Source organism: Cryobacterium levicorallinum (assembly GCF_004402405.1).
Taxonomy (GTDB): Bacteria; Actinomycetota; Actinomycetes; order Actinomycetales; family Microbacteriaceae; genus Cryobacterium; species Cryobacterium levicorallinum.
In genome coordinates this window covers 36,163-63,138 of sequence record NZ_SOFE01000004.1, presented here as the reverse complement: position 1 = coordinate 63,138, position 26,976 = coordinate 36,163, and the positions used below count along the sequence as shown (strand labels likewise).

Genomic DNA, 26,976 nt, shown 5'->3' with positions numbered 1-26,976 from the left:
GCGAAGTAGGCTCGGGGCATGAGACTGCCCTTCACGCTACTGATCGACCCCGTCCCCGCCGATTCACTGCAGAAGAATTTCGACGACACGTTCCACGAGATGGAATCCAGCGCCCCGGCCCTGCGGGTCGGCGAACTGAGCACGCAGCGTGGCGACGGAATCTTCGAGACCCTCGCTGTCGTCGACGGTCACCCGCAGGAGGTTGAGCCGCACATCAGTCGGCTGCGCAACTCAGCCCTCATCTGCGATCTCCCGGTTCCGAATGCCGAGCAGTGGCGCGCCGCGATCGCCTACGCTGTCGCGCGCGTTCCGCAGCGCGGTGAGATCGCGCTCAAGTTCGTGCTCAGCCGCGGTGTCGAGCACGGCCCGGCACCGACCGCCTGGCTGCACGCGGTCGCCGCGGCGGACTTCAGTGCCGTGCGCGCGACCGGCGTGCGCGTCGTGACCCTCGACCGCGGCTACCCGCGTGGGGTCGCCGAGAAGGCCCCCTGGCTGCTGATGGGCGCCAAAACCCTCAGCTACGCGGTGAACATGGCCGCTATTCGCGAGGCCCACCGCCGCGGCGCCGACGACACCATCTTTCTCACCACCGACGGCTTCGTCATGGAAGGCCCGACCTCGAGCGTCGTGCTGCGCAGCAACGGTGCATACGTCACGCCCGCCCCGAGCGGCGCGATTCTGCACGGAACCACGCAGCAGAGCATGTTCGAGTATCTGAGCGGGCAGGGTGCTTCCGTCGAATACCGCGACGTCACGCTCGATGAACTTCGTCAAGCGGATGCCGCCTGGCTTGTCTCCAGCGTGCGCCTCGCCGTATCAGTGGTCGCCCTGGACGGTGAGCCGTTCCCGGCCGACCAGCCGGTGACCGACGCCCTGAACTCGTACCTGCTGGCGCGGACCGCGTAGGGCCAGCCGGGGCATCCGCTTGTCAGCAGAATGGCGGCGGGCGGCGACCTCGCCGGTGCCGCTGGGCAAACCAACCGGGCGGGACTACATTATGGACGAAGAAATGCGTTGCCCCTGAGCGGAGGGGGGCACGATACTGTCCAGCCTGCTGTCTGGATTGCGCGACCTGCGCACGCCCCGCACTGTCGGCTCTCTCTGGCTGACCAGTCTCTGGGTACTGTTCGGCTCCCAGATTCCCAGTTCGACCGCCGAGGCCGACGGGCTCGCGCACGAACTGTTCCGCCTGGCCGGCGCCTTCGGTGCGCCCATTCTGCTCGCCGGCGGGACGGCGTAAGCCGGTCTCGGGAACCCGTAGACCGACGCGCGGGCCGGGCCGCGTGGACATCCGCTCTGAAAGAGACCGCGAATTGGGGCAATCTGCCACTGCCGCTATGCTCTGGGTGGACCGAGAGGGATAATATGAGAATTTCTGTCATTGGATGTGGCTACCTGGGCGCCGTACACGCGTCAGCTATGGCCGAATTGGGGCACGATGTCGTCGGAATCGATGTCGACGCCGCCAAGATCGCGCAACTTGCCATCGGCAAACCCCCGTTCTTTGAACCTGGACTTCCCGAGGTTCTCACCTCGGCCATGAACAGTGGTCGTCTGCGATTCAGTACCGATATAGCGGATGCCGCTGGCTCGCAGGTGCACTTCATCGCCGTCGGCACACCGCAGAAACCCGGCAGCTACAGCGCCGACCTGCGTTATGTCGATGCGTCGATCGAGTCGCTCATTCCGCATCTAGCCGACGGCGATCTCGTCGTGGGCAAGAGCACCGTTCCGGTGGGAACCGCGGCCCGCCTGGCCGAGGTCATCGCCGCCGGTAGTGGCGCGTCGCTGGCCTGGAACCCGGAGTTTCTGCGCGAGGGATTCGCCGTGCAGGACACCATTAGCCCCGACCGCCTGGTCTACGGCGTCGCCCCGGGCGCGCCCGGCGAGCACGCGGTCGAGCTGCTCAACGAGATCTACGCCACGGCGCTCGCCGCCGACACCCCCCTGGTCATCACCGACTACGCCACGGCTGAGCTCGTCAAGGTCGCCGCGAACGCGTTTCTCGCGACCAAGATCAGCTTCATCAATGCCATGGCCGAGATCGCCGAGGTCACCGGTGCCGATGTCACCCAGCTGGCGGATGCCATCGGCTACGACGGCCGCATCGGCCGCCGTTTTCTCGGTGCCGGCGTTGGATTTGGCGGCGGCTGCCTGCCCAAGGACATTCGTGCCTTCACCGCCCGCGCCGAAGAGCTGGGTCGCGGCGAGTCCGTGGCTTTTCTCAAGGAGATCGACAAAATCAACCTGCGTCGCCGCCAGCGCGTCGTCGACCTGACCACCGAGGCCCTCGGCAACACGGTCTACAACGCCAAGGTCGCGGTGCTCGGACTGAGCTTCAAGCCGCACTCCGACGACGTGCGCGACTCGCCGGCACTCGACGTGGCCGTGCAGCTGCGCGGTCTGGGGGCCGAGGTGGTGGCGACCGACCCGGAGGCCATCGAGAACTCGCGGGCGCGGCATCCGCAGCTTACTTACGAGGAGTCCCTCGAAGACACACTGCGGGGAGCGGATGCTGTCGTGCTCGTCACCGAGTGGCCCGAGTTTCGACACCTCGACCCTGTCTGGGCGGGTTCGCTCGTGAAAACGAAAACCGTGATCGACGGCCGCAACGCGCTCGACCCCGCCGTCTGGCGTGCCGCCGGGTGGACCTATCACGGGCTCGGTCGGCCGTAGTACTTCGGACGGGGCCCGGGCCCCGTCCATGGGCCCAGCTTAGAAACTGGGCCCATGGTCATAGCCTGGGCCCCTACTTCTGACCCGGCCCGGGCCCAGAAACTGGGCCCATGATTGATCATGGGCCCAGCTCCGTAACCTGGGGCGGGCCGTTCGAACGCCGTCCCGCAGGCCGGGCCCACCCCGTGAACGTGGGCCCAGGTTAGAACCTGGGCCCGGGCCTGGGCCCCCGTGCAGGACACCCCGTGGGCGCGAGCGTAAACTCGACTGAATGTGGCTTCGGGGAGTACTCGTGGCGGCCCTCGCCGCCGTCTCGGCCTGGGGCGTGCACGCCGCCGTGCCCGCCTTCCCGCTGCTCACCGTGGCCGTTGTGCTCGGAATCATCGTCGGCCAGATCCCGGCCGCACGTCCCCTGCTGGCTGGAGTCCTCGCACCCGGCCTCGCGGTCGCTACCAAGCCGTTCATGCAGCTCGGAATCGTGCTCCTCGGCCTTAAGCTCAGCCTCGTCGACATCATGGCGCTCGGCTGGGTGACCATCGCCACCACCGTCGCGATTGTGCTCATCACCTTCGCTGGCACGCTCGGACTTGGCCGCTGGTTCGGCCTGCCCGGTCATCAGCCCCTGCTCATCGCCACCGGATTCAGCATCTGCGGCGCCTCCGCAATCGGGGCCATGAGCGGCGTCGTCAGGGCGAAAGACGAGGAGACCGCCACCCCGATCGCGCTGGTCACCCTGTGCGGAACTCTTGCAATCGCCGTATTGCCGCTGTTGTGGCATCCGCTTGGGCTCAGTGCGCTGCAATTCGGACACTGGATCGGCGCCGGCGTGCACGACGTCGGCCAGGTCGTCGCGACCGCACAAATCGCCGGCTCGGCCGCCCTCGCTGTCGCCCTCGTCGTCAAACTCACCCGCGTGCTCATGCTCGCCCCGATCGTGGCCGTCGCGTCCATCGCCCGGCGCCGCCGTCTCGGCGTGATCGAAGCGGATGCCGCCACTTCGGTCGACCCCGCTGCCGGTGACACTTGGGTGCCCGGCCCAGCCACCCGGAGCATCCGGTCGACGCGGCCACCGATCGTTCCGCTGTTCGTCGCGGGGTTCATCGTCGCGATGCTGGTGCGTACGCTGGTTCCGCTACCCGTCGAGGCGCTCGAGACCGCCGACCTGCTGCAAACCGCACTGCTGGCCATGGCGCTGTTTGCCCTCGGCGCGGCCGTCAATCTCGGCACGCTTCTGCGCACGGGCGGCCGCGCACTCGCCGTCGGGCTGCTCTCCTGGACCCTGATCGCTGTACTGGCCTTGGGTGCCGTGCAGCTTTCCTGACCAATCATGATTGAATTTGCTACTCCTGAGTCAGAAGCAATCACTTAGGAGCGTGCGCGTGGCTGAGATCGTCGTGGCCCGGAGCAAGCAGGCCGCGGGGGAGCTGGTAGCCACAGAAATTCGCCGGCTGATCGAGTCGAAGGCCGATCCTGTGCGGGGGCTCGCGACCGGGTCCACGCCCTTGCCGGTCTATGCGGCCCTCGCGGCGTCCTTCCGGGCGAACCCGCTCGTCGTTCACCGTGGCACCGACGACCGGGTCGATGCCGTTTACCCCGATGAACGCCAGATCAAGCCTCACCTGGGTGAGCACCGACTCAGCGTAGGCGCCGACCAGCTCGTAGGAGCGCGCGTGCACGACTCCGCCGGTCACCACGGTCTTGATCTGCGGTCGCATCGTGAGTTGCGCGGCAATATTGATCGCGTTCGTCACGACCGTGAGGTCGGCGTGCGAGCTGGCCTGCGCAATATCCGCGCGGGCACTGAGCACACCGGCAATCGCCGTGCTGGTCGTGCCGCCGCAGAGGCCGACAACGTCGCCGCGGGTCACGAGTGCGCTCGCCGCCCGGGCGATCTGCAGTTTTTCGGGCGCGTGACGCTCCTGCTTGTAGCGTGCCGGCAGGTCGTAGGCGACGGATTGCCCGATCGCACCGCCGCGCGTGCGGGTGAGCAGCTGCTGTTCGGCGAGGGTGTCGAGGCCCTGGCGCGCGGTCGCGGCCGACACTCCGAGCTTGGTGATGATGTCATCGACCTCGACTTGCCCCGAATCGGCGAGCCGTTCGGCACGGTTCATGGTCACTCGCTTTCGTGGGGGGCCGGATCCTCAAGAGACATGCGGGCGCCAGCACAGTGCGCGGTCGCCGCAGGCGCGAATGCTGCGACCGGCGCAGACGCCGCCAGCACCCCGCGCGCCCGCAGCGCCGCCCCGAGCAGGCGGCCGTCGGCGTCGACCAGGGCGCTCTTGATGTCGATGCCGCCGATGTCGAACGCGAGCACGGGGGCGCCGGGCCCAAGCAGAGGGGTCATAAAGGGGTCGAAACTGATTGATACTGATCGAAAACTAGGCTTCTCAATCACTGTAGTTGCGCGGAGGAGGTGGGAGGCTCGTCGGCAGGGTGGGGCGGCTCGATGTGGCGTTCCTGTATATACGTCGGTCTCACGCGCACGGGTGAGGTCGTATCCGGCAGGTAAATAATTCGGTCGGGTTTGCCTCGGTAGTTGAGATTACGTCATAATCGCAGCACGTGTCCGGTCGACGGGTAAAAGTCGCCGGGTGAAAACAGGTGCCAGTTCCGCAATCCGAGTCGGAGGCTACATGTCCGTTCAGTCCACCCTGGAACGGCGACAACCCGCGCCCGGAGCCACCGGCACGGGCGGCAAGTCCGCCACGCGCACCTTTCGCGGCGACATCGAGGGCCTACGCGCGATCGCCGTGATCGTCGTCATTTTCGATCACCTGCTCGGCTGGCCGTCCGGCGGATTCATCGGCGTCGACATCTTCTTTGTCATCTCGGGCTTTCTCATCACGAGCCTGCTCCTCAAGGAACACGCCCACACCGGCCGCATCTCGCTCGTCGACTTCTACCGCCGACGCATCCGCCGCATCCTGCCGGTATCACTGCTCGTGCTCGTCGTCACCGCGGCGATCGGCTACCTGCTCCTGCCGAGTGCCCGCGCCCTCAGCACCCTCTGGGACGGTGTCTATTCGGCAATGTTCGTGGCCAACTGGCACTTTGCCCTCGTCGGAACCGATTACCTGCAGGCGACCAACGCCATCTCTCCGCTGCAGCACTACTGGTCGCTCGCCGTTGAGGAACAGTTCTACTTCGTCTGGCCGTTTCTGCTCATCGTCATCTTCGCCCTGGCCGGCCGCCGCACACTGAGCGCCCGCGCCCTGATCACGACCGTCGCCGTCAGCACCGGTGTTATCACCCTCGGCTTTCTGGCCTGGAGCGTCTTCGAAACCTCCACAAGCAGCGCCATCGCCTACTTCTCCACCGGCGCTCGCGCCTGGGAACTCGGCATCGGCGCCCTCCTCGCCGCCGCCGCCCCCGGCATCGCCAACCTGCCGGCGGCCCTCCGTCCGGTGCTGGCTTGGCTCGGCCTCGTCCTGATCGTGGCCAGCCTCGTGTTGATCAGCCGAGACTCGCCGTTCCCCGCCCCGTGGGGCCTGCTGCCGGTAGCCGGAAGCGCCCTCGTCATCGCCGCCGGCATCGGATCCTCCGAACAGCGCCTGCTCTTTCCCCTCACCAACCCGCTCAGCCGCTACATCGGCAAGATCTCGTACTCCCTCTACCTCTGGCACTTTCCGGTGGTCATCCTGCTCGCCACCGTCTTCGCGACCAACTCGCCGCTCTACCTGCCGCTTGCCCTCGTCCTCATGGTCGCCCTCTCGATGTTCTCCTTCCACTTCGTCGAAGATCCCATTCGGCACTCGCTCTGGCTCGAAAGTTCGCAAACCCGTCAGCGAGAACGGATGCGCCGCCCCGCCACCCAGCACCGCTCCGGCCTCACCCCGGCCAAGGCCTGGATCGGCGCCCTTGTCGTCGTCACCCTGGTCATCGTCTCGGTCTCCTTTGTTGCGCTGAAGTCCCGCACGTCGTCGGACCCGTCTGCCGATGCCGCGCCGATCGGTGCCGAGGCCAACCTGGGTGTGGAAGCTCCCGCCGAACCCGCCACCCTGCTGGCCACCCGGCAGGCCGCCATTACCGCGACCCTGGCGAACACGGCCTGGCCCGAGGCGACGCCGGCGTTCGACGCCCTCAGCGACAACTCGGGCGCACCGGAATGGGTCGACGACAACTGTCTCTCGGTGAGCGAGAAGAACGCCGCCGGCTGTGTCTATGGCGACCCGGCCGCGGCCAAGACCGCGGTTCTGCTCGGCGATTCCATGGCGATCAGCTACATGCCGGCCATCCGCGCCGCGCTCGAACCGCTTGGCTACAACCTGCGTTCGCTCACCATGTTCTCCTGCCCGGCCGTCAACATTTCGGTCGCGGCCAAGAGCGCCACCGATGCGTCCGCCGCCAAGTGCGACGCCCACCACGCCTGGGTCTACGACGAGGTCGCTCGCCTGTCGCCCGACCTCGTGCTCATGTCGAGCCTGGCCGGATCCATCGTGCGCCTCGCCAGCGGCAACGAGGGTGCCGATGCCCTCACGGAGTGGCAGACCGCCACGGCCGCCACGATTACCGCGCTGCAGGAGTCCACCGACCACGTCGCTGTGCTCTCACCGCCGCCGGCCAGCACCCCGTTCGCCGAGTGCAAGACCCTCACGAGCGTGCCGACGGACTGCATCTACAGCCCGTCGAACCTGTACCAGAAGGTGGTGACGGCCGAGCAGGCCGCGGTCGAGCAGCTGGGCGATTTCGCCCAGTATGTGAACGTCGTGCCGTGGCTCTGCGTCGACGAGCGCTGCCCGGCCTTCATCGACAACACCCCGGTGTTCTTCGACGGCCAGCACTTCGTGCGTGAGGCGAGCACCCAGCTCGGCCCGCTGCTCGCCGAGGCTCTGTTCCCGCCGGCCGCGTAGCCGCCCAAGGCGCTCGCGAGTGGATGCTGCCGGCCTGGCCGCCGCATCCGCTCGCCGTGGTCTCGTGGCGCGCGACCGCCCCCGATTTCGGCAGCCGCTACGGTAATCGCCGTAGCGCGCACCCAAATGGGGCGCGGGCATCCGCTCGCTGCAGACTCGCCTCAGTGTTCGCGCGGCCGAAACTCGCGCGGCCAATCGCTCGCGCGAATGCGCTTGATCTCCTTGACCACGCCGGTGGTTCCCCACTCGTCGAGGCCGAGCCGCGACAACGGTCGCAACTTCTCAATGAGTGGATGCCCGCCGTCCAACACCGCAGACGACACCGCGACGTGCGTCACCTCGCCGAACACTAGCGTGCAATCGCCCAGTTCGAGCGTGGAGTGCAGGCGGCACTCGATCGCCGCGGGGGACTCGGCCACCCGCATCGATGAAACGGTCAGGCTCGGTTCGCGGGTGAGCCCGGCGCGGTCAAACTCGCTCTCCTCCGGCCCGAAGTCGGTCCCGGTGGCATTCACTTCCTCGAACAACGATTCCGGCGTGAAATTCACCACGAAGTCCCCGGTCTCAAGGATATTGCGCACGGTGTCCTTGACACCCACCGAGGTGAATTGCACGATCGGCGGCGAAACGGATGCCACGGTGAAGAATGAATGCGGCGCCAGGTTGTCGACCCCGGCCGCCGAGCGGCTGGTCACCCAGGCAATCGGCCGCGGAACCACGAGGGAGTTCAGCAGGCGGTAGAAGTCGCGGCGGGCAAGGTCTCGGGGATCGAAGTCAGTACGCACTCGCTCAGGCTAACAACTCGCCCCCATCCCCGGCGCCGCTCACCCCGGCCGGCCTGCCACGATCGATAGAGTGGTCTGATGCCTATCCTTCCCCGCCTGGTGGCCTTCGACCTTGACGATACGCTCGCGCCGTCCAAGTCCGCGCTCGACCCGACCATGATCGACCTGCTGGTGCAGCTGCTCGGCGTCACCGAGGTTTGCGTCATCTCCGGAGGTCAGTTCGGCCAGTTCCAGGCGCAGATCATCGACAACCTGCCCTCGATTCCCCCCGATCTGCTTGCCCGGCTGCACCTCCTGCCCACCTGCGGTACCCAGTACTACCGCAGCGAAGCCCAGGGTTGGACGCAGGTCTACGCCGAAAACTTGAGCGACGAGCAAAAGACCCGGGCTCTCGATGCCGTCGAGCAGACCGCGCGCAGCCTCGGCTACTGGGAGAACGACACCTGGGGCCCCATCCTTGAAGACCGCGGCTCGCAGATCACCTTCTCCGCACTCGGCCAGGCCGCCCCGGTCGCCGCCAAGATCGCCTGGGACCCGACCGGGGAGAAGAAGAACACTCTGCGGGAGGCCGTGCAGGCACTGCTGCCCGACCTTGAAGTGCGTTCGGGGGGGTCGACATCCGTTGATATCACCCGGCAGGGCATCGACAAGGCCTATGGCATGAAGCGGCTGGCCACCCTTACCGGGGTCGACCTCGACGACATGCTGTTCGTCGGCGATCGCCTCGACGAGAATGGCAATGACTACCCGGTCAAGGTTCTCGGCGTCGAGTGCATCGCCGTCGAAGGCTGGCCCGACACCGTCGCCCTGCTCGAAGATCTGATTCCGCGCTACGTCGCCGTCTGACTGCCCGGCAGCCCCCAGTACGCCGGCGCGCCGCCGCTAATTCCGGAAGCCTGCTGCAGGCAGATGCAGAAATACGCGGGGCGCCACCTCGGTCCCGGCAGATCTCCTGATTTAGCCACGGGGGCAACTCATCGACCGCGGTCACGAGGTCTGCAGTGCAGTAGCTTGACCCCCAGTTCACGGCCTCTTTTGCTGCAGCGGCTCGTTTTGGCAGCCTCTGACCACCCCTGCAACCGGCCCAAGATTCCATCCTGAGTTTTTCTCGTGTACATTTCGTCTGTGAAAGAGATACAGGCCCCCGAGAACCGTGAGTGGATCAACTTCGCCAAGGGAGCGGCGATCATCCTCGTCGTGCTCTACCATTCATCGCTGTTTCTCAATGATCTCGGACTGGCCGGCAGTACCCCGCGGCTGCGCCTGGTGCTCAGCTACTTTCCCATGCCGGTGTTCTTTTTCATCGCGGGTCTCACTGCCCGGCGCATGCTCACCTGGAACCTGCACGACCTGTGGCGGCGTCGGCTGCTCACCTTGGTCTACCTGTACCTGCTCTGGTCGGTTATTCGCGTGCTGTTCTACCTCGTCGTGCCGCACCTGCGGGGAACCGAACGTTCCCCCACCGACCTGCTCAATATCATTCTCCTGCCGGTCTGGCCGACCAGCAGCTACTGGTTCATCTGGGCCCTCGCCGTTTTCACCCTGCTCGCCTGGCTGCTACGCAAATTCCCGATCAGCGTGCAGATCACCCTCGCCGCACTGGTCGCCGCAGCGTCCACGACACCAAACCTGCTCGACCTCGACAATGTCGGCTGGGACCGAGTCGCCGCCAACTTCATCTTCTTCATCGTCGCGGTCTATTTTCCGCACACCGTGTATCGGCTGGCCGCGCGGGTGCGGGTCTGGCACGCCATCGTGTTGGTAGTCGCCTACTTGGGCCTGGCCGTGCTTCTCGTGCCGTTCCACCTCACCCGTCTGCCCGGCCTGATCCTGCTCGAAAGCGCCGTCGCCGTGGCTATGGGTATCGCCCTGGCCACCCTGCTGGTGCGCGTGAAATGGCTGAACTTCATGAACACGCTCGGCCAGTACAGCTTTCAGATCTACTTGCTGCACCTGTTTCTCGTGGCCACAGCCCTTGCCCTGCTCGCCCCGATCGCCGAGGCAGCCTGGCTGGAACGCGCGGCCAACGCCCTGCCGTTTCTGCTCGCCGCAATCGCGCTCGTCGGCTCGGTCTACCTCGCCAAGCTCCTGCGCCGGTTCTCCTTCCTCTGGGTCAGCCCGTTCCGCAAGCGGCAGGCCAAATCGGTCTCGCATCGCGCACGGTTGAACGGAGACCCGCTGTGAAGCCCGCCCGCGCGGCATCCGTTGGCCTGCTGGCCGTTGGTCTGCTCTTGAGCGGATGCTCCGCCACGCCGACCACGCCCGACCGGTCTGCGCCGCCCGGCCCGGTCGTGGTGGAGCACGACCTGCAGTACGGCACGTCCAAGGGGCAGGACCTGATGCTGAACGCCTGTCTGCCCGAGGAGAAGACTCAGCGCGCCCCGGCCGTTATTCTCATCCACGGCGGCGGATTCGACAGCGGCAGCAAAGATTTCGGCGGCATGACCGCCCTGTGTGAGGAGCTGGCCGGCAGCGGCGTGGCGGCGTTCGCGGTGGATTACCGGCTCGCCCCGAAATTCGCCTTTCCGGCGCAGGTGAACGATGTCACCGACGCGCTCGAGTGGCTGCGCGATCCGCAGCAGGTCAGGGAATTCAACATCGACCCCGAGCGCATAGGACTGCTCGGCAGCTCGGCCGGGGCGATCATCGCCTCGTCGATCGGCACCAACGGCTCCGGCAGCCTCACCGGGGGCGACCGGGTTGCCGCGGTCGTAGCGCTGTCGCCGGCGGTTGACCTCACCGAGACGGGCCTCAGGCGTGGTCGTCCCTCGAGGCTGGCCGTCGGGTCGATCCTGCAATACCTCGGTTGCGACGACTTCACCGATTGTCCCAACTCGCGTACAGCCTCGCCGCTGTACGCCGTCGACAAGACCGATCCACCGTTTTACGTCGCCATCTCGAAAAATGAATTTGTTCCGGTGCAGCAAGCCGAGGCGATGGCGGACGCACTCACGGCCGTCGGCGTTCCCGTCACCCTCGACGTGAAACCCGGTGAACGACACGCTTTGGAGCTGCTCGACGAGGCAACCCGAGCGAATATTCGTCAGTTTCTGATCGACAATCTCGTGAACTCCTCAACACGGACGGATTAAATCTTCAATACTGACGGTCCAAAAGTGAGGATTTTTATGCCAACATAGGTTTCTGTCGTCGTACACCCGAAGTACGACGCATTAATCACTCGGAGAGAAGCGCGCATGGAACTGAAGCGTCTGGCTCGAATTCTACGAAAGCGATGGATTCTCATCGTGGCTTTCACCTTGTTGGGCGTCGTCGGTGGGGCCGCAGCCGCGTTGCTCACCCCCGTGCAATACCAGGCCTCGACCCGGGTCTTCGTAGCCGCGCAGATTCAGATCGGATCCACCCCCGGTGACCTGGTGCAGGGCAACAACTTTGTCGTGCAGAAGCTGCCCTACTACCTCGACGTGGCGACCAGCCCCCGCGTGCTCGACCCGGTGATCACGAGCCTGGGCCTCAACGAGACCGCCGCCAACCTGGCCGAGCGGGTCACCGCCACCACCCAGCCCGGTTCGGCCGTCATCGAAATCACCGCCCTCGCTTCGACAGCGGATGCCGCGCAGCAGCTCGCCGAGGCCGTGTCGGAAAGCTTCACCGACGTGGTCATCAACCAGCTGGAAACCCCAGCGGACGGCGGAGCCAGCCCGGTCACGGTTGGTGTCCTCGACCCCGCGGTGGTGCCGGACAACCCGGCGCTGCCCCAGCTCTATCTTAACCTCGCTGTCGGTCTGCTCATTGGACTGTTGGTCGGCCTGGTGACCGCGTTCCTGATCGGACTGCTCGATCGTCGCATCTACAACCGTGACGACATCGAGCGCCTCACGGTGGTTCCAGTGCTCGGCGGCATCCCCCTTGAAGCGCACGCCAACCCGATCATCACCCCCGACGGTCCGGCCACCGCACGCGCCGAGGCATTCCGGGTGCTGCGCACGAACCTCGAGTTCGCCGACGCCGATACCAGCCGGCGCAGCCTGGTCGTGACGTCGTCCGTCACGGGTGAGGGCAAGACCACCACCCTGGTCAACCTTGCCATCGTACTCGCCGAGAGCGGCGCGACCGTCGCCGTGATCGACGCCGATCTGCGCACGCCCCGGCTGGCCGACTACCTCGGCCTTGACCCAGACCGCGGCCTGACCGACGTGCTGGTCGGGGATGTGCCGCTCAAGGATTCCTTGCAATCGTGGGGCACGCTGCATCCGCTCACCGTGCTCTCCTCCGGCAAGATCCCCACCAACCCGAGCGAACTGCTCGGTTCGACGGCCATGGGCACCGTGCTCGATGTGCTCAGCAGCAGCTACGACTACGTGCTCATCGACGCCCCGCCGGTACTCGCGGTCACCGACGCTGCTGTGCTCAGCCGCTGGACCGGTGGCACGGTTTTGGTGGTTGGCGCCAACCGGGTGAGTGAGGCCGAGTTGCTCGCCGCGTTCGACGCCCTCGAAGCCGTCGGCACGACGCCGCTCGGCGTCGTGCTTGCCATGGTCCCCACCCGCGGCCCCGACGCGCTCGTGCGTGACGGCGGATTCGCGGTCTCGCCTCGTCCGCCCCTGCGCCCGTCCCTGCGGCCGAGTCGATCCACCGCCGCGGCCGCGATCGATCGCGGCCCAACGCCGGTCGATAGCGACACTTCCTCGACAGACAACCCGACCCACACCCGCGTCACCTGGTAATTCAGCGACACCTGCTCAGCCGTACCAGTTCAGCTTCGCCGATCGACAACTCCACCGCCCGAATAGCGCACGTTCGATGACGCACGTTCGAAACCGTCCCACCCAGGCTTTACCCGAAGGGAGCCTCAGTGTCCGTGCACTCGTCCTACCCGCTCGATCCGCTGCCGCCCACGCAACGGAAGCTTCTGCTCGTCGCCTCAACCGGCGGCCATCTCGCTCAGCTCGTTCGCCTCGCCCCCGGACTTGGCGCCTCGCCGAGCTCGCTCTGGGTCACCTTTGACTCCATGCAAAGCAGATCCCTGCTGGCCGGTCAGCGCCGCATCCACGTGCCCTATGTACGCCCGCGCGACTACCTCGGCATGATGCGCGCGGCCGGAATCGTCCGGCGGGTGCTCAAGCACGAATCCTTCGACGGTGCTGTGAGCACGGGGGCCGGCCTGGCCGTGGCCGCGCTGCCCCAGGCTGCGATCAGCGGCGTGCCCAGCCTGTACATCGAGAGCGTCTCGCGAGTGGAAGGCCCCTCACTCAGCGGGCGGGTGCTCGCCGCCAGCCGGCTGGTCAGCGTGTGCACCCAGCACCTGGCCTGGGCGACGGGGCGGTGGAGAACATACCCGAGTGTGCTCTCCACGTACCATGCGCTGGTCAAACACGCGCCGGACCGCCCCAGCCTGTTCGTCACCCTCGGCACCATCGAGGGGTATCGGTTCGACTCCCTCGTCGATGCCGTGCTGGCGAGCGGCCTCGCCGACGAACGCACCGTCTGGCAGCTCGGTTTCACCACCGACCGGACCGACCTGCCCGGTCAGGTACACCAGATGATGCCGACCGCGATGTTCGTCGATGCTGCCCTCACGGCCGACGTCGTGATCACCCACGCCGGCGTTGGCACCTTCATGGGCCTGCTTGAGCTGGGGGTCTTTCCGGTGATCGTGACCCGCCGCAAGCACCGCGGCGAACACGTCGACGACCACCAGATGCAGATCGCCGAGCTCGCCGAATGCCTCGGAGTCGCTCGGGCCGTTGATGCGCCCGACCTGACGGCTGAGGTTATCCGCTTCGCTGCCGGCCGCGTGATCGACACCGGCGTCAGCGTTTCGCTGACCACCGACCGATGAGCGCCACCGCACCAGGCGAGCGGATGCTGCGCGAAATTTTCGTGCCGGCCCGCGGACAGTACGACAACATTGGTGACATTCTGCTTCGCCGGCAGCTGCTCGACTGGTTGCGGCCCAACGGCCCGCTGCACATCTATGTCGGCGAAGCCCCCGATGGCTACGCGGAAGGACTCGGCCTGGCGCCGGACGATGTGCAGTACCGGTCGTTTCGTGCCTGGTACGCGGCGGCACTACGCAGCGCCGCCCGCGGCCGGGCATCGTACGTGTTCAAGCCGGGAGAAATTCAGCTGACCCTGATCGGCATGAAGGAGCACCTCGCTATGCTGCCGGTGCTCGCGCTCGTGCGCGCTCGACATGGCCGGGTGGCCCGGGTGGGCGTGGGCAGCCGCAATTTTGCACCGCTGCCGCGCGCCCTGATGGGCCCGTCCATTGCACTGTCCAATCTGTCGCTCTGGCGCGATGCCGCCACCGCCGGATATCTCGGGCAGGGCCGCATCATGCCCGACCTCGCCTTTGCGAGCGACGGTCGGGCAGAAAAGCGTGATCTGGCCGACGAGGTTCGCGACGTGCTGGTCGTATCCATGCGCTCCGATCTGGACTATCCGAGCGATGAGTGGCTCGCCGGGGTGCGAGCCGTGGCGGCCGACAATGGCCTCACTATCTGGTGCGTGACCCAGGTTCTGCGCGACGACGACAAATGCGGCCAACTCGCCGCCGACCTCGACGGGCATGCCCTGCGCTGGAACGGCACCGGCCACGACGAGCAGGAGCAGCGCCTGCGCGACCTCTACCGACTGGCGGCGCTCGCCGTGAGCGACCGGCTGCACGTGCTCGTCGGCGCGCTCACCGAGGGAGCAGTTCCGGCCGCGCTCCTGGTCAGCGGACAGCCCAAAGGTGGTCGGGCGGACAAGATCGCCCGGCATTTTGCCGCGGCCGGCCTGCACGACGTGAGCATTGACAGCGCAGGACTCAGTAGCGCCCAAATCCGGGATCGGCTGCAGAACCTGCTCGGCCGGCGCGAGCCCATTTTGGCCGGCCTGGCCGAAGCGCAGGCCGAATTACAGACCGTGCGTCGCCTGCTCGACCAGGTGCTGAGCATCGAAAGTGTGCGGTGAGCATCGGCGAGGCGGCCAATACCGAGCCGATCAACATAGCGGCGCTCACGATCAACCCGCAAAACGCTGACCCGCTCAATACCACCCCGGTCGCCGCCCAGCGGCACGTATCCCGGCGCACGGCCGAACGTTTCATTGCCGTGCACGTTGGACGCAGTGGTGAGGTCGCCGGCGGCATGAGTCAGGTGGTCAATGGCTATTTGGCGCATTCCTTTGTCGACTTCGAGCTGCGTATGGTGTCCTCGCGGGACGGCAGCGGCGGGCTGCGCGCGGCCGGGGTTGCAGCATCCGCTTTCTGGAAGCTGCTGCGGCTGGCCAACCCGGAGCGCACCGTCGTCGTTGCGCACCTGTCCCAGGGCGGATCCTTCGCGCGGGAAGGCGCGCTGCTCGCCCTGGCCCACGCGCGTGGTTTCGCGACCGTGGCACAGCTGCACGGTAGTTCGTTTGCCGACTTCGCCCGCAAGCGCCCCGGTCTGGTGGGGAGCGTGCTGCGCTCCGCCGACGTGGTGCTGACCCTGTCGGTTGAATCGCACGCTGCTGCGGCGGAGTTCGTGCCGGGGGAGCGGGTCGTACTCGTGCCGAACGCCGTCGCCGCTGGTGCCGTGCGGCAGATCGAGAACCTCGTCGTGTTCGGCGGTGCGGTCAGCAAGCGCAAGGGCGTCGACGTACTCGTGGCGGCGTGGGAACGGCTCGCGCCGCAGCATCCGCTCTGGAAATTGGTCATTGCCGGGCCGATCGGCGACCAGCCTGCGCAGCCGCTGACTGGGGCGGAATTTGTCGGCCCGCTCAGCCATGCTGCCCTAATGGAGATGCTCGAGCGCTCCGCGATCGCGGTGTTGCCCTCCCGCGACGAGGCGATGCCTATGTTCATTCTCGAGGCGATGGCGCGCACCAATTGTGTCGTGGCGACCAGCGTCGGTGGGGTGCCGGCCGTCCTGGCCGGTGGGGTCGGCATGCTCATGGAGCCCGGCGACGTCGACGCCCTCGAGGCGGCCCTGCACCGGGCGATGACGGATGCCCCCTGGCGCGCCAAAAAGGCGGATCTGGCCAGATCCGCCTTTGAGACTACCTATTCGGCTGCCGCGGTCTTTCCGCGTATCGAGCGCAGCTGGACCACTGCACTCGAACGACGAAGCGACCGGGTGGCTAAGAGGTACAGGCCAGGTTCGAGAAACCGGACCCAGCAGCCGTGACGGTGTTGGAGCAGTAGACCTTGGTGCCGCTGGCACCCTTGCTGCCCTGTTCGTGGATGAAGAAGCCGAAGCCTGCGGCGTTGACCGGAACGGTGTTATCGAAGAACACGTTGCGCAGGCCCCAGCCTGCAACGCTTCCGTTGACCGCGAAGCCGTGCATGGTGCTGTTGGTACCCTTGTTTTGGTAGATCTGCCAGTCGTTACCCTTGACCTTGACCCATTCCTCGGCGCGCGGCATGGCGTTGGTGCCGTCAATGACGTTGTCGCGGATGATGCCGTACGAGGTGCCTTCCTTGACCTCGATCGGCTGGGCGCCGGTCAGGCTGATGGTGTTGCCCATCAGGAGGGTGCGGTCGGTGCGGTCGGGCAGGCAGTCGGTCTGGGCGCACCAGTTGGCGTCTGAGGTTCCGATGTAGATGCCCTCACCGTAGAACGGGTCGCGCTTGCCGGTATTGCGAATGGTGTTGCCGACGACTTTGCTGTCGGTGGTGAAAGCCCGCAGGTGGATGCCTTCATAGCCGATGTTGTCAACCAGGGTGTCGGCGATGGTGACGTTCTTGCTGCGGATCACGCTGATGCCCTTGAGGCTGTTGGTGACGGTCATTCCGGCGACTACGACGTTCGAGGAGTTGGAGATCTGGATACCGTGGTTGTTCTGGATGCTGCCGACGTTGACCACGGCGGTGCGCGGTCCACAGACCCAGATCGGGTTGGTGGCTGTTCCGTTGACGGTCATGTTGATCTGGGCGTTGTAGGTGCCGGGGGCCATCTTGATGACGGTGCCGGGCTGTGCCTGGGCTGCAGCGGTCATGAGCTCTTTGGCGGTCGTCACCGTGACGGTTGCGGCCGGGCAGTCGGCGTAGCGGTGGGTGCTGATCGGTGCCGGGGTGGGCGCGGTGCTCGGTACGGCCGACACGACGAATGCGTCGACGATGCTGCTGGTGCCGGTGGAGCGGGCATCCTTCTGGCCGGTGCGGGATACCGTGATGGTGTGGGTACCGGCGGAGAGGCTCGTCGTGCTGTAAGCAACCTGCTTATAGGCCGTGCTCGCGGAGTAGCCGTTGACCGTAGCGACGACTTGGCCGTCGATGGCGATGTCGCTCGTGCCGGAGGCGCTGGTCAGACGGGTGATGAACGCGACGCTGGTGCCCTGGAAGGTGAAGGACGCGTTACCCGAGGTGGTCGAGAACCTGACCGATCCGCCGGAGTCGCTGCTGGAGCCGGAGGTGCGCCAGGTGCCGGCGTACTTGACCTGCGCCGATTCGCTGTCGACGGTGGTCGAGCCGACCGGGGCATCCATCGTGGCCGTCGTGGTCACCGGGACCGCGGTGGCGATCGGGTTGGGTGCTGGCGCTGGCGCGGTTGCGGTTGCGGGGGACTTGGTGAGGAACGCGTCGACGATGCTGCTGGTTCCGGTGGATCGGGAATCCTTCTGGCCGGTGCGGCTGACCTTGATGGTGTGGGTCCCGCTGGAGAGGTTCGTGGTGCTGAACAGGCTCTGCTGGTACTTCGTCGTGGCGGAGTAGCCGTTGACCGTGGCGACGACCTTGCCGTCGATCGAGATATCGCTCTTGCCGGAGCTGCTGGTCATTCGGGTGATGAAGGCCACGGTCGAGCCCGTGAAGGTCAGTGAGGCGCTCGTTGCCGTTGTGGAGGCGAACTGCACCGATCCTCCGCTGTCGGAGGGTGAGCCCGTGGTGCGCCAGGTGCCGGCGTACTTGACCTGTGTGGAGGCGCTGTCGATCACCGTGGTGCCGACGGGCGCTGTCGCGGCGGAGGCCGCTGCGGCGGGGATCATGGCGCTGAGCGGAACCAGCGCGGCGATGGCGACGGCGGCGATGGTGGCACGTCGGGTGAAGCGGGGGAACAACGTAGTGGACCTTCCGGATGTTCATGGACTTGGTGGTTACGTCCGTGAACCCGGGGGTTTTCGACGCACATGATCTTCGTGATGCTCGGCGGTGATCGCCGTGCTCACTTCGACAATTAGCGTCTGAACTGCTGCACGTTACCCGTGTGCAAATGGGTTTGTGGGCACGAATTAAGAGGATGCGAACGCCTTTCCTCGCGCGTGCGTGCGCGTGCGCTTCAGCGCCCGTCTCGGCGGTCGGCCGCTGCGAAACTGAGCGAGCCTCTTGATTTGGCCCTGACCAGTGCTAATGCCCATTGTGGGCTAAGTCACCGACTCGACGGAAAAGAGGCAGCGGGCTGTCCGACGTGCGGCACCCGTCATTCCTGTGAAAGTGCCTAGAGTGGTTTTTGAACCCTTGAGTTTCTGTCTCCCGGACTTCTGTCGCACTGCTCGGCCGCGCGGGGTTGCTGCTGGCGCGAGCCACTCAGCTCAGCGCGTGCAGCGTTCGGCCGCGCGCCGCAGCCGCTACCCGGTGCAGGGGAGGTTAGAGAAGCCCTCGGCCGCGCGGGTGACCGAGTTCGAGCACGAGACCTCGGTGTCGCTCGAGCCCTTGCGGCCCTTCTCGTGGATGAAGAAGGCGTATCCCTCGGCATTGACCGCACTGGAGTTGTCGGTGAAGGTATTGCGCAGGCCCCAGCCCGCGACACTGCCGTTGACCGCGAAGCCGTGCAGGGGGCTGTTGCTGCCCGTGTTTCCGACGATGGTCCAGTCGTTGCCCTTGACCTTGACCCATTCCTGAGCGTCCCGCATGCCGTTGGCGCCGTCGATGACGTTGTCGCGAATGACGCCGTTTGACGTGCCTTCTTTCACCTCGATCGGCTGGGCGCTGGTGCTGCTGATCGTGTTGCTCAGCACCCGGATGCGATCGGTACGATCCGGCCTGCAGTCGGTCTGCGCGCACCAGTTGTTCTCCGAGGTACCGATGTAAATGCCCTCGCCGAACTGCGCATCGCGCTGGCCGGTGCGTGAAATCGTGTTGCCGACGACGGTGCTGTCGGTCGTGAAATCACGCAAGTGGATGCCCTCGTAGCCGATGTTCTCGACGCGCGTGTCGGCAATCGTGACGTTGGTGCTGTGAACCACGCTGATGCCCTTGAGGCTGTTGGTGACGGTCATACCGGCGATCACGAGGTTCGAGGAATTCTTGATCTGGATGCCGTGGTTGTCCTGAACGCTGCCGACATCGATGACGGCGTCACGCGGGCCGCAGACCCAGATCGGGTCGGCTTTCGTGCCGTTCGCGTGCATGTTGATCTGGTCCCGGTAGGTGCCGGGCGCCAGGTGGATGACGGTCCCGGGTCGGGCACGGTCGACGGCGGATATGAGCTCGTCGGCGTTGCTCACCGCCTCGGTCGCGGACGGGCAGTCGGCGTAGCGGTGCACGCCGGACGGCGTCTGCATGAACGGGAGAGCTGGGGCGGCGATCGGCGCCGGTGCTGGAGCGGAAGCGGCTTGGGGATTGACGACGAACGCGTCAATAATGCTGTTGGTACCGGTGGAGCGGGGGTCCTTCTTGCCGGTGCGGGTGATTGTGATGGTGTGGCTGCCGCTGCCGAGGCCCGTCGTGCTGAACGCGGTCTGCTTGTGTTTAGTGGTCGCGGAGTAACCGTTGACGGTTGCGACGACCTTGCCGTCGATGGAAACCGTGCTCTTTCCGGAGCTCGTGGTGGTGCGTGTCACGTAGGCGACACTGGATCCCTCAAAGGTCATCGAGGCGCTGCCCGGGCTGAACTGAAACCGCACCGATCCGCCGCGGTCGGCGGCATTGCGGGTGGTGCGCCAGGTTCCGGAATAGTTGATCTTTGACGACTTGCTGTCGATCACGGTGCGTACGGTCGCGGCGGCCGCCACTTCACCGCCTGGAACAGGAATGGTGAGGGGAGCGAGCGCCGCAATCGTGACAGCGAAGAAGGTGGCGACAGCGATCACGGCGTGGCGGGCGGACGTCGTGGGCCGGTGAGCGTGCGGTTTACTGTCAGTGGGCTGGCGAAAAAGGGGCACGGTGGACGTCCTCCGGAGAATCGGGTTCACGAATGGACAGCGGGTGCTGTACGCGTTCGAAGCGCTAGGTACGGTTCGAACGAGCTGATGCAGCGGTCGCCGGCTGCGCGGGCGAGGGTCGGTTCGTCGACCTTGGCGATCCGGGCAGGAGTGTCGTGATTCCGCGTTATCTGAAGCAGCGTGTCGTTCTGACAGGTGCCTGGTGGCGGATGCTGGCCCGGTGGGTGCAGGGTGCGTATTCGGCGTTCGATGACCGACAGCGTAGGGACTACTCGGATTGAACTATGGGTCCGAGCCTATCGATCATCAAAGTCGAATCCGTTTCACTTTCCTGTGAAAGTGCCACGAATGCCGCTGTCTCGCGTGACGAAATATCCCGGCGGGCGGAGGCAACTCAGGCGGCGCCCTGCTCGGCCGCGAGGCGCAGCACACGACGGTGCAGCCCAACGCTCACCTTGGCGGTGGCGGCCAGCGCGAGGCGCTTCCAATCGCGGCGGCGCGCGGCGAGCAGCACGAGCCGCCAGGTCAGCCGCGAGCGCAGTTCGGCGACGATCTCGTCGCGCTCCTCGGCGTCGTATGGACCGCTCAGGGCGTCTTTCAGCCCGGACAGCAGCACGTAGCGCAGTCGAAAGTAGCCGTACGAGTTGGAGCCGATGATGCGGGTGTCGAGGGTGATCGCGGCAGTGGTGACGGCCTGCTCAACCAACAGCAGCGATTCAGCCCGGCGCGACCCGGAGCGGATGATCGACCCGTCGCGCACGACATAGGAGTAGAGCGTGTCGCTGATCGCGGCGACCCGATCGGACGCGGCGATCAGCTGCGCGACCATGGCCAGATCGGAGTGCACCCGGGCCGGCGTGAACTCGATCTCGCTGGCGAGAGCACGTCGGAACAGCTTGTTCCAGAGATGCCCGGTGATGTCGCCGTCGAGCAGCAGCCCAAATGCCGCCGCACCGGTGATCGGCTGCGGCAGGGCGGGCGCGGCCAGGCCGCGCCGCTGGCCGGGATAGACGTACTCCGCGCCGCAGATCACCACGTCGGCGCCGGTCGACCGGGCCGCAGTCACGAGCTTGTCCAGCGCGGACTCGGCCCAATCATCGTCACAATCGACGAACCAGAGAAACTCACCCCGGCTTTCGGCGACCGCCCGGCTCCGGGCGAGCGCGACTCCACCATTGCGTTCCTGCTGAAAGAAATGAACGGATGCGTGCGCGCCGGCCACCCGCGCACCGATCGCGGCCGTCGCATCCGTTGAGCCGTCGTCGACCACGATGATCTCGATGTTGGACAGAGTCTGGTGGAGCAGCCGGTCGATGGCACCTTCCAGAAACTCGGCGGCGTTGTAGGCCGGAACGATGACGCTCACGACCGGCCACTCGGTCGCGTCGCCCTCGCTCACTCGGTCAGCTTCCGAATTGCGCGGGTCAACTCCGAAAGCGAAGCCCGGGCCTCGACCACGTGCCGCAGAATCGGTTCCCGACGGCTGATCACATCGCGGGCGCGACGTTCGAGCGCCGCGGCGTCTGGCAGGGTCCAGCCGATCGTGGCGCCCTTGATGCCGACCGCATCGAGCGTGCGCGCCGCCTTGGAGTGTCCGCCCTCGGCGATCACGAGCGGCAGGGCGCCCTCGGTCAGTCCGATCACCGCCGCGTGCAGCCGGTCGGTCACCACGAGCAGCGACCGCTGGTAGACCGCCCGCAGCTTCACTTCCTGCTGGGCATGGTCCGGTCCATCCCAAACCAGCGCGGTTCCGCCGAGCTTGACGGCGAGTTCCTCGGCCAGTGGTCCGTCGCGTTCGATCTGGGAGACCGCGACGATCTGCAGCCCGAAGGCGCCGGCGAGGCCGCGCATGGCCTGAATCCACGCGGAGTCCGGGCGCCGCCCGTTGTAGCGCACCGACACGGCGAGCAGTGGCCGGTCGGGCGTCGACGCGAGCAGGTCGACATCCGCTGCCCCGGTGGCAAAAGCCCAGTCGGGAGCGATGCGGCCGAGCCCCATCGCTGCCAGGCTATAGTCGTCGCGCCAGGCCACGAGGTCGCAGAGGCGCAGGGTCGCGGCCACCGGAATGCGCCACTTCGTGTTCTGCCGCACGCCGAACCCGGTGTGCACGGCGTGCCCGCCGCGCAGCCGATTGAGCGCGAGGTGCGGCGCAAGGCGCAGATAGCGCAGCGCGTAGGCGCGTTGCAGCTCCATTTCCCCGGCATTGAAGGCATAAACGGATGCTTCCCGCAGCGTCGACCGTGAAATCTCGCGTCGCCAGTCGGTGCTCGTGCGAAACAGCCGATCGGCGTCGTGCAGACCGAGTCCGCTCAGGTAGGAGTCAGCTCGGGATCCGACGAACACCTGCAGCTCGCCGGCCTCCCGCAGGGCGTCGAGGAAGGCCCGGCGCAGCACGGTGTCGCCGACATTGTCGATCTGGCCCATGGCCGAGGCAAAGATTCTCATGCGCGCTCCAGCGTCGAAATGAGCACTCGCTCCAGGTCGGCGCCGCTCGATTGCTCGGAGAAGCGGGCCAGCCACGGCCCGATGTGGTCGAGCGGGAGCTCGGCTGCGCGCAGAATGGCGTCTGCGAGGTCCGCGGGCCGCGCAGACAACGCGAGCTCGCCCGTGATACCGGGCACAATTGCATCCGCTACGCCGAGCGCCCCCGATACGGCCACCGAGGGATACCCGGCCGCGGCGGCCTCGACCAGTACATTGCCGAAGCCCTCCCGGCTCGAGGTGAGCAGGGCCACGGCGTTGTCGCCGAACTCGTCGAACCAGGTCTCGACCCAGCCGCGGTGGTGAAAGATCACGTCGGCCTGTCGGGCTGCGGCCTGCACATCGCCAAGCAGCGGACCACCGCCGAACGACACGACCTCGACAGCGACGCCCCGCCTGGCCAGTTCGGCCGCCGCCGCAATGGCCAGCAGCGGTCGCTTCTGTTCGACCAGCCGGCAGGCCAGCACGATCTGAATTCCGTTGGCCGTCCCGGGCCGCCGAGCCCCGGGCGCCACGATCGTAGCGGTACCGGTCTGGTCGGCTCCGCTCTCGGTCACGGCTCCGGCTCCGACGCCGGCAACGCGGGCGTGCACACTCGTCCGGCCCGGCCCGCGCGGTGTTCCGCGCAGCTTCGCAGTGGCCGGGTTGGCGACGACGGTGATGCGGTCTCCGCGCACGCCGAACGCCGAGACCAGCTCAGCGGCGACCGGATGCGAGATGGCGATGACATGGTCAGCCCACCGATATATCCGCTTGGCGATGCCGATCTTGATCCGGTGGGCGAGATTCGATCCGGGCAGGCCGAGCGAGACCAGATTCCGTTCGCTCACGAGTACCCGGGGTCGCACGCGCGCCGGCAGCAGCCGGGCCGCGGTCAGCAGCACGAGGTTGGGATACACCTGCAGGGCCACGGCGACATCGGGCTGCCAGTCGATCAGGCTGCGCCGCAGGGCCGCGGCCTTGGCGACATGCCCGTGCTGTCCGGCGAGAGATCGCCCCTCGACCCCCTCGGGAAGGTATCCCGGCTCCACATCGCCGGCGGTGAGCACAACACGTACCTCGTAGCCCTGGTCGGCGAGCCAGCCCATCCAGGTGCGCGCGACGAATTCCGCGCCCCCGCCGTGCAGCGACGGAATGACAAAGAGGATGCGGCGCAGCAGTGGGTGCGTCGGCTTCGGGTTCATCGGGGGATGGGTGGTGTCGGGCGATGTGGGCTGGGTCATGCTCGGCCTTCTCTGTCGTCGCGTGGTCGCGAGAATGTGGGGCGGGATCGGGGCTGGTTAGATCGGGGTGGATCGGCTCGGGCGCCGCTCGCAAGCCCGGCAAAATTGAGGGCGGCGAGGCGCTGTACCTCGGGCAGCTGGGCGGCCAGGCGGGCGCGGTACTCGCCTCGCTGGGCGAGGACCGCGCGCACGACGGGAACCATACGCTCGGCCAGGCCGACGCCCGGTTCTACGCACAGGTCCTGCGTTCCGAACAGGCTCATCATGCCCGCGACCTTGCCCTGGGTGGACAGCGCGACGGCGGGAACCCGGTGATACAGCGCCTGCACGGCGAGGTGCATGCGACCGGTCAGCACGATTGACGCCCCAGCACAGAGTCCGCGCACCTCGGCCGGCGTGAGCAGCCGGTTCACCAGAACAACCCGATCTTCAGCGCCGGCCCCCTGGGCGAACCGGTCGAACACCGCGCGGCAGGCGGCGGCATCGTCGCCGCTGTGCCGCACGACATGCGGCAGCAGCACCACTAGCAGCCCGGCCTCGAGCAGGGTGGTGATGATCACGGCGTACTCCGAGATCTGGTCGAAGCTGCGCCCGACCAGCGCGCTCGCGTTCACCACGGCGTAGGGCGTCGGCGCGGTGCCGAGGTATTCCGTGGCGGCGGTGGGCGAGCTCGTGCGCACCGCGAACACGGCGTCGGCGACGTCGATCACGTTCTTGAATCGGTCGGCGCGAGCTCGCGCGGATGAGACCGGGTCGCGCAGCTGCAGCCGGGTTCCCAACCGACCGGCGCGGCCGAGTGAACGGCGTACCCCCAGATTGGCGTGGCCGTTCCAGCTGAAGCCGAGAATGCGCGCTTCAACCCCGACGCTGCGGGCCAGGCTCGCGACATCCGCTCGCCGTGACGAGGCACGCACGCTGTAAGCGCCGTCCATGATGTCGGCGCCGACCACGGTCAGTGACAGGGCCCCGCGCAGCACGGCCGCGAGCTGCACCATGGACTGTCGGTGGGCGCGGTCGTTGCCATAGATCAGGTGCGCGATCGGCTCGAGCCGTGCCCGGGCGGAATATTCCGCCGGAATGCGCACATCATTGGGGCCCCGCACGAGTACCCGCACCGGCCCTGTGACGTTCTCGAGGTACGCCTCGATCATGGCCTGATCGCCAATGTTTCCCTCGCCGGGAGGCGCGACGAGCACGTGCCAGCGCTCGGTGCCCGCCGGGGCCGGCCCCAGTTGCCCGATCGCCCGGTGCAGTGCGGCCCGATCACACAGATACGGCAGAGCGGATGCCGCGGCCAGGCCGTGCAAAATCCGGTCCAGTTTGCGCACGATGCGCAGCCGGGTGCGCCCACCGCGGCGGGTGCTGCGCGCGGCGGCGGGGGGCGCCGGAGTGAGCTGATCGGTCGCCGTCGCGGACCCACCGGCAACAGCGGGTGAGACCTTTGCCGACCGCAGAAAGCTGCGGGCCTGCGCGATCGAGCGAACATCGCGCCGAAACCGGGGCCAGACCAGCATGACGATGCCAATCGCGACGAGCAGCGCAACACCGCCGAGCGCCACCCGGGCGAGGGGCAGTTCGATCGGAATCCACTGCACGGCAGCCCAGGACGCCCCGGTGGCGAAGCCGTATCCGAGGATGGCGCGAACGCCGGCGAAAAACATGGCGCGCGCCGGGGCATCGGTTACCCGGCTGATCCACCACAGGCCGATCGGCCAGATCAGGGCGACGCCGAGTGAATATCCGGCGGCGACGCCGTAGACGCCCCAGAAGGAGCCGAGCAGCACGAACGCGACCAGTAGCGGCCGGGTGCAGAGGGCGAAGTACAGGTTCTGCTTGGTGACGCCCTTCGACAGAAACACCCAGTAGGTCGCGTAGGCCGCAGCCTCGAAGAACCCGGCGATGGCCAGAATCTGAAAGATTGGCGCGGAGCCGAGCCAATTGCTGCCGAGCGCGATGCTGATGATCGGCAGCGCCTGAGCGCAGGATAACGCGAGCACGATGGTGACGGCGTGCAGCATGATGGTTTGCCCGAGCAGAATGAACCGGTCGTATTTGGGGGGGTCGTCCTGCAGCCGCGCCAGTACCGGCAGCGCCACCCGGGTGGACGGGCCGTTGATCTGGTTGAGCGGCAGCAGCAGCAGCTGAAAAGCGCGGTTGTACAGGCCGAGCGGGCCCGCGCCGAGGGTTGCGCCGATCACGATGGTGTCGGTGTTGCGACTGGCGTAGCCGAGCAGCTGGGTGCCGGCCAGGTTGGAGCCGAACGCGATCAGGTGTCGCATCGGCGTCTTGCGGTGAAACCAGCCCGGAAACCAGTTGGTGATGGGAACGAGAATGATGATGGTGAGAATGCCCTGGCTGATCTGCTGCCCGGCGAGGGCCCAATAGCCGAAACCATTGAGCGCCATGACGATGCCAATGGCCAGCCCGCCGACCTGCGCGCCGATCTCTGAGCCGGCCAGTGCCTTGAAATGAAAGTTGCGGTTGAGATCGGCCCGAAACTGGGTGGCGAGGCCGTTCAGCAGAAACGTGCCGGCGAGTACCTGGGTGAGCAGCACGAGCCGGTCGTCGCCGTACAGTGTCGCGATCAAGGGGCTGAACAGCACAGCCAGCAGCATGAGGGCGAGCCCGATCAGGCTGTTGATCCAGAACAGATTGTCCTTCTGCTGCCGGCTGAGCTCGCGCACCTGAATCGCCGCCGACGACAGCCCGAAGTTGCGCAGCACCTCGCCGACACCGATGATGGCGGCGACCGAGGCGACGAGCCCGTAATCGCTCGGGTCGAGCAGCCGGCCCAGCACGACGATGCCGCCGAGCTGCACGCCGATGCGAATGAGCTGGCCGACCAGGGTCGTCGATGCGCCCCGGCCCGCTGTGTGCCCGAGTCCGGCGGTGGAACGGGGAAGCGGGGCTGAGGGGGTCGAAGGTGGCATCGTCGCG

General features: G+C 66.8%; 21 protein-coding genes. 12 read left to right on the top strand and 9 right to left on the bottom strand.

Annotated elements, in window-relative coordinates; all coding sequences use genetic code 11:
- Positions 1-18 precede the first annotated feature (18 nt).
- The 4 genes from E3O11_RS02495 (at position 19) to E3O11_RS02485 (ending at position 3,997) form a co-directional block, all read left to right on the top strand.
- Positions 19-906, top strand: a complete 888-nt coding sequence (locus E3O11_RS02495) for an aminodeoxychorismate lyase (RefSeq protein ID WP_092449686.1) — start codon at positions 19-21, stop codon at positions 904-906.
- A 157-nt stretch (positions 907-1,063) separates the two neighbouring features.
- Positions 1,064-1,240, top strand: a complete 177-nt coding sequence (locus E3O11_RS17470; protein ID WP_166787467.1) for a hypothetical protein — start codon at positions 1,064-1,066, stop codon at positions 1,238-1,240.
- A 125-nt stretch (positions 1,241-1,365) separates the two neighbouring features.
- Positions 1,366-2,676, top strand: coding sequence for a UDP-glucose dehydrogenase family protein (locus E3O11_RS02490; RefSeq protein WP_092449688.1), 1,311 nt, complete (start codon positions 1,366-1,368; stop codon positions 2,674-2,676).
- Positions 2,677-2,947: 271 nt separating this feature from the next.
- Entirely contained in the window at positions 2,948-3,997 is a 1,050-nt protein-coding gene (locus tag E3O11_RS02485) for a YeiH family protein (protein ID WP_092449690.1), read from the top strand.
- 40 nt (positions 3,998-4,037) lie between these two features.
- On the opposite strand, the gene E3O11_RS02480 is transcribed toward E3O11_RS02485, so the two are convergent.
- Both E3O11_RS02480 and E3O11_RS02475 read right to left on the bottom strand, forming a co-directional pair.
- Positions 4,038-4,787, bottom strand: coding sequence for a DeoR/GlpR family DNA-binding transcription regulator (locus E3O11_RS02480; protein WP_134495387.1), 750 nt, complete (start codon positions 4,785-4,787; stop codon positions 4,038-4,040).
- 2 nt (positions 4,788-4,789) lie between these two features.
- Complete coding sequence (locus tag E3O11_RS02475; RefSeq protein WP_092449692.1) at positions 4,790-5,020, bottom strand: hypothetical protein; 231 nt, start codon at positions 5,018-5,020, stop codon at positions 4,790-4,792.
- A gap of 289 nt (positions 5,021-5,309) precedes the next feature.
- Between E3O11_RS02475 and E3O11_RS02470 the strand changes: the two genes are divergently transcribed.
- The gene (locus E3O11_RS02470; RefSeq protein ID WP_092449694.1) at positions 5,310-7,526 is read left to right on the top strand and encodes an acyltransferase family protein; all 2,217 of its coding nucleotides are present in this window, start codon (positions 5,310-5,312) and stop codon (positions 7,524-7,526) included.
- 161 nt (positions 7,527-7,687) lie between these two features.
- Here the strand turns inward: E3O11_RS02470 and E3O11_RS02465 are convergent, their stop codons facing one another.
- Positions 7,688-8,311, bottom strand: a complete 624-nt coding sequence (locus E3O11_RS02465) for a flavin reductase family protein (protein ID WP_092449696.1) — start codon at positions 8,309-8,311, stop codon at positions 7,688-7,690.
- A gap of 78 nt (positions 8,312-8,389) precedes the next feature.
- Between E3O11_RS02465 and E3O11_RS02460 the strand changes: the two genes are divergently transcribed.
- The 7 genes from E3O11_RS02460 (at position 8,390) to E3O11_RS02430 (ending at position 16,422) form a co-directional block, all read left to right on the top strand.
- On the top strand, positions 8,390-9,157 hold the full coding sequence (locus E3O11_RS02460; RefSeq protein WP_092449698.1) for an HAD-IIB family hydrolase: 768 nt from the start codon (positions 8,390-8,392) through the stop codon (positions 9,155-9,157).
- 279 nt (positions 9,158-9,436) lie between these two features.
- Entirely contained in the window at positions 9,437-10,495 is a 1,059-nt protein-coding gene (locus E3O11_RS02455; protein WP_166787466.1) for an acyltransferase family protein, read from the top strand.
- Positions 10,492-11,403 (top strand): alpha/beta hydrolase, encoded by a 912-nt coding sequence (locus E3O11_RS02450; protein WP_092449702.1) that lies wholly within the window; start codon positions 10,492-10,494, stop codon positions 11,401-11,403. Before E3O11_RS02455 ends, E3O11_RS02450 begins: the two co-directional genes overlap by 4 nt.
- Before the next feature lie 105 nt (positions 11,404-11,508).
- Entirely contained in the window at positions 11,509-12,999 is a 1,491-nt protein-coding gene (locus E3O11_RS02445; RefSeq protein WP_092449704.1) for a tyrosine-protein kinase domain-containing protein, read from the top strand.
- A 128-nt stretch (positions 13,000-13,127) separates the two neighbouring features.
- Positions 13,128-14,114, top strand: a complete 987-nt coding sequence (locus tag E3O11_RS02440) for a glycosyltransferase (protein WP_198415531.1) — start codon at positions 13,128-13,130, stop codon at positions 14,112-14,114.
- Positions 14,111-15,229: a glycosyltransferase family protein gene (locus E3O11_RS02435; protein WP_134495385.1), complete on the top strand. Its 1,119-nt coding sequence runs from the start codon at positions 14,111-14,113 to the stop codon at positions 15,227-15,229. Before E3O11_RS02440 ends, E3O11_RS02435 begins: the two co-directional genes overlap by 4 nt.
- A complete protein-coding gene (locus E3O11_RS02430; RefSeq protein WP_092449708.1) occupies positions 15,226-16,422 on the top strand; it encodes a glycosyltransferase family 4 protein in 1,197 nt (398 codons plus the stop codon). Before E3O11_RS02435 ends, E3O11_RS02430 begins: the two co-directional genes overlap by 4 nt.
- Here E3O11_RS02430 and E3O11_RS02425 read toward each other — a convergent pair.
- The 6 genes from E3O11_RS02425 to E3O11_RS17465 all read right to left on the bottom strand — a co-directional run bounded on the left by E3O11_RS02425 (position 16,376) and on the right by E3O11_RS17465 (position 26,969).
- Positions 16,376-18,292: a right-handed parallel beta-helix repeat-containing protein gene (locus tag E3O11_RS02425; RefSeq protein WP_092449710.1), complete on the bottom strand. Its 1,917-nt coding sequence runs from the start codon at positions 18,290-18,292 to the stop codon at positions 16,376-16,378. The two genes, E3O11_RS02430 and E3O11_RS02425, sit on opposite strands and share 47 nt — an antisense overlap.
- Positions 18,293-18,799: 507 nt before the next feature.
- Positions 18,800-20,335 (bottom strand): right-handed parallel beta-helix repeat-containing protein, encoded by a 1,536-nt coding sequence (locus tag E3O11_RS02420; protein WP_134495383.1) that lies wholly within the window; start codon positions 20,333-20,335, stop codon positions 18,800-18,802.
- Positions 20,336-20,729: 394 nt separating this feature from the next.
- Complete coding sequence (locus tag E3O11_RS02415) at positions 20,730-21,734, bottom strand: glycosyltransferase family 2 protein (protein ID WP_166787465.1); 1,005 nt, start codon at positions 21,732-21,734, stop codon at positions 20,730-20,732.
- Complete coding sequence (locus E3O11_RS02410; protein ID WP_134495379.1) at positions 21,731-22,780, bottom strand: polysaccharide pyruvyl transferase family protein; 1,050 nt, start codon at positions 22,778-22,780, stop codon at positions 21,731-21,733. The genes E3O11_RS02415 and E3O11_RS02410 overlap by 4 nt, the downstream gene beginning before the upstream one ends.
- A complete protein-coding gene (locus tag E3O11_RS02405) occupies positions 22,777-24,039 on the bottom strand; it encodes a glycosyltransferase (RefSeq protein ID WP_092449716.1) in 1,263 nt (420 codons plus the stop codon). The genes E3O11_RS02410 and E3O11_RS02405 overlap by 4 nt, the downstream gene beginning before the upstream one ends.
- Positions 24,036-26,969: an oligosaccharide flippase family protein gene (locus E3O11_RS17465; protein WP_134479226.1), complete on the bottom strand. Its 2,934-nt coding sequence runs from the start codon at positions 26,967-26,969 to the stop codon at positions 24,036-24,038. The genes E3O11_RS02405 and E3O11_RS17465 overlap by 4 nt, the downstream gene beginning before the upstream one ends.
- Positions 26,970-26,976: the final 7 nt, after the last annotated feature.

Excerpts from the sequence above, each read along its gene's own strand:
- E3O11_RS02405 (WP_092449716.1), bottom strand. The coding sequence starts at position 24,039 with ATGACCCAGCCCACATCGCCCGACACCACCCATCCCCCGATGAACCCG.
- E3O11_RS02435 (WP_134495385.1), top strand. The coding sequence starts at position 14,111 with ATGAGCGCCACCGCACCAGGCGAGCGGATGCTGCGCGAAATTTTCGTG.
- E3O11_RS02475 (WP_092449692.1), bottom strand. The coding sequence starts at position 5,020 with ATGACCCCTCTGCTTGGGCCCGGCGCCCCCGTGCTCGCGTTCGACATC.
- E3O11_RS02410 (WP_134495379.1), bottom strand. The coding sequence starts at position 22,780 with ATGAGAATCTTTGCCTCGGCCATGGGCCAGATCGACAATGTCGGCGAC.
- E3O11_RS02445 (WP_092449704.1), top strand. The coding sequence starts at position 11,509 with ATGGAACTGAAGCGTCTGGCTCGAATTCTACGAAAGCGATGGATTCTC.
- E3O11_RS02485 (WP_092449690.1), top strand. The coding sequence starts at position 2,948 with ATGTGGCTTCGGGGAGTACTCGTGGCGGCCCTCGCCGCCGTCTCGGCC.
- E3O11_RS17465 (WP_134479226.1), bottom strand. The coding sequence starts at position 26,969 with ATGCCACCTTCGACCCCCTCAGCCCCGCTTCCCCGTTCCACCGCCGGA.
- E3O11_RS02480 (WP_134495387.1), bottom strand. The coding sequence starts at position 4,787 with ATGAACCGTGCCGAACGGCTCGCCGATTCGGGGCAAGTCGAGGTCGAT.
- E3O11_RS02495 (WP_092449686.1), top strand. The coding sequence starts at position 19 with ATGAGACTGCCCTTCACGCTACTGATCGACCCCGTCCCCGCCGATTCA.
- E3O11_RS02470 (WP_092449694.1), top strand. The coding sequence starts at position 5,310 with ATGTCCGTTCAGTCCACCCTGGAACGGCGACAACCCGCGCCCGGAGCC.
- E3O11_RS02460 (WP_092449698.1), top strand. The coding sequence starts at position 8,390 with ATGCCTATCCTTCCCCGCCTGGTGGCCTTCGACCTTGACGATACGCTC.
- E3O11_RS02490 (WP_092449688.1), top strand. The coding sequence starts at position 1,366 with ATGAGAATTTCTGTCATTGGATGTGGCTACCTGGGCGCCGTACACGCG.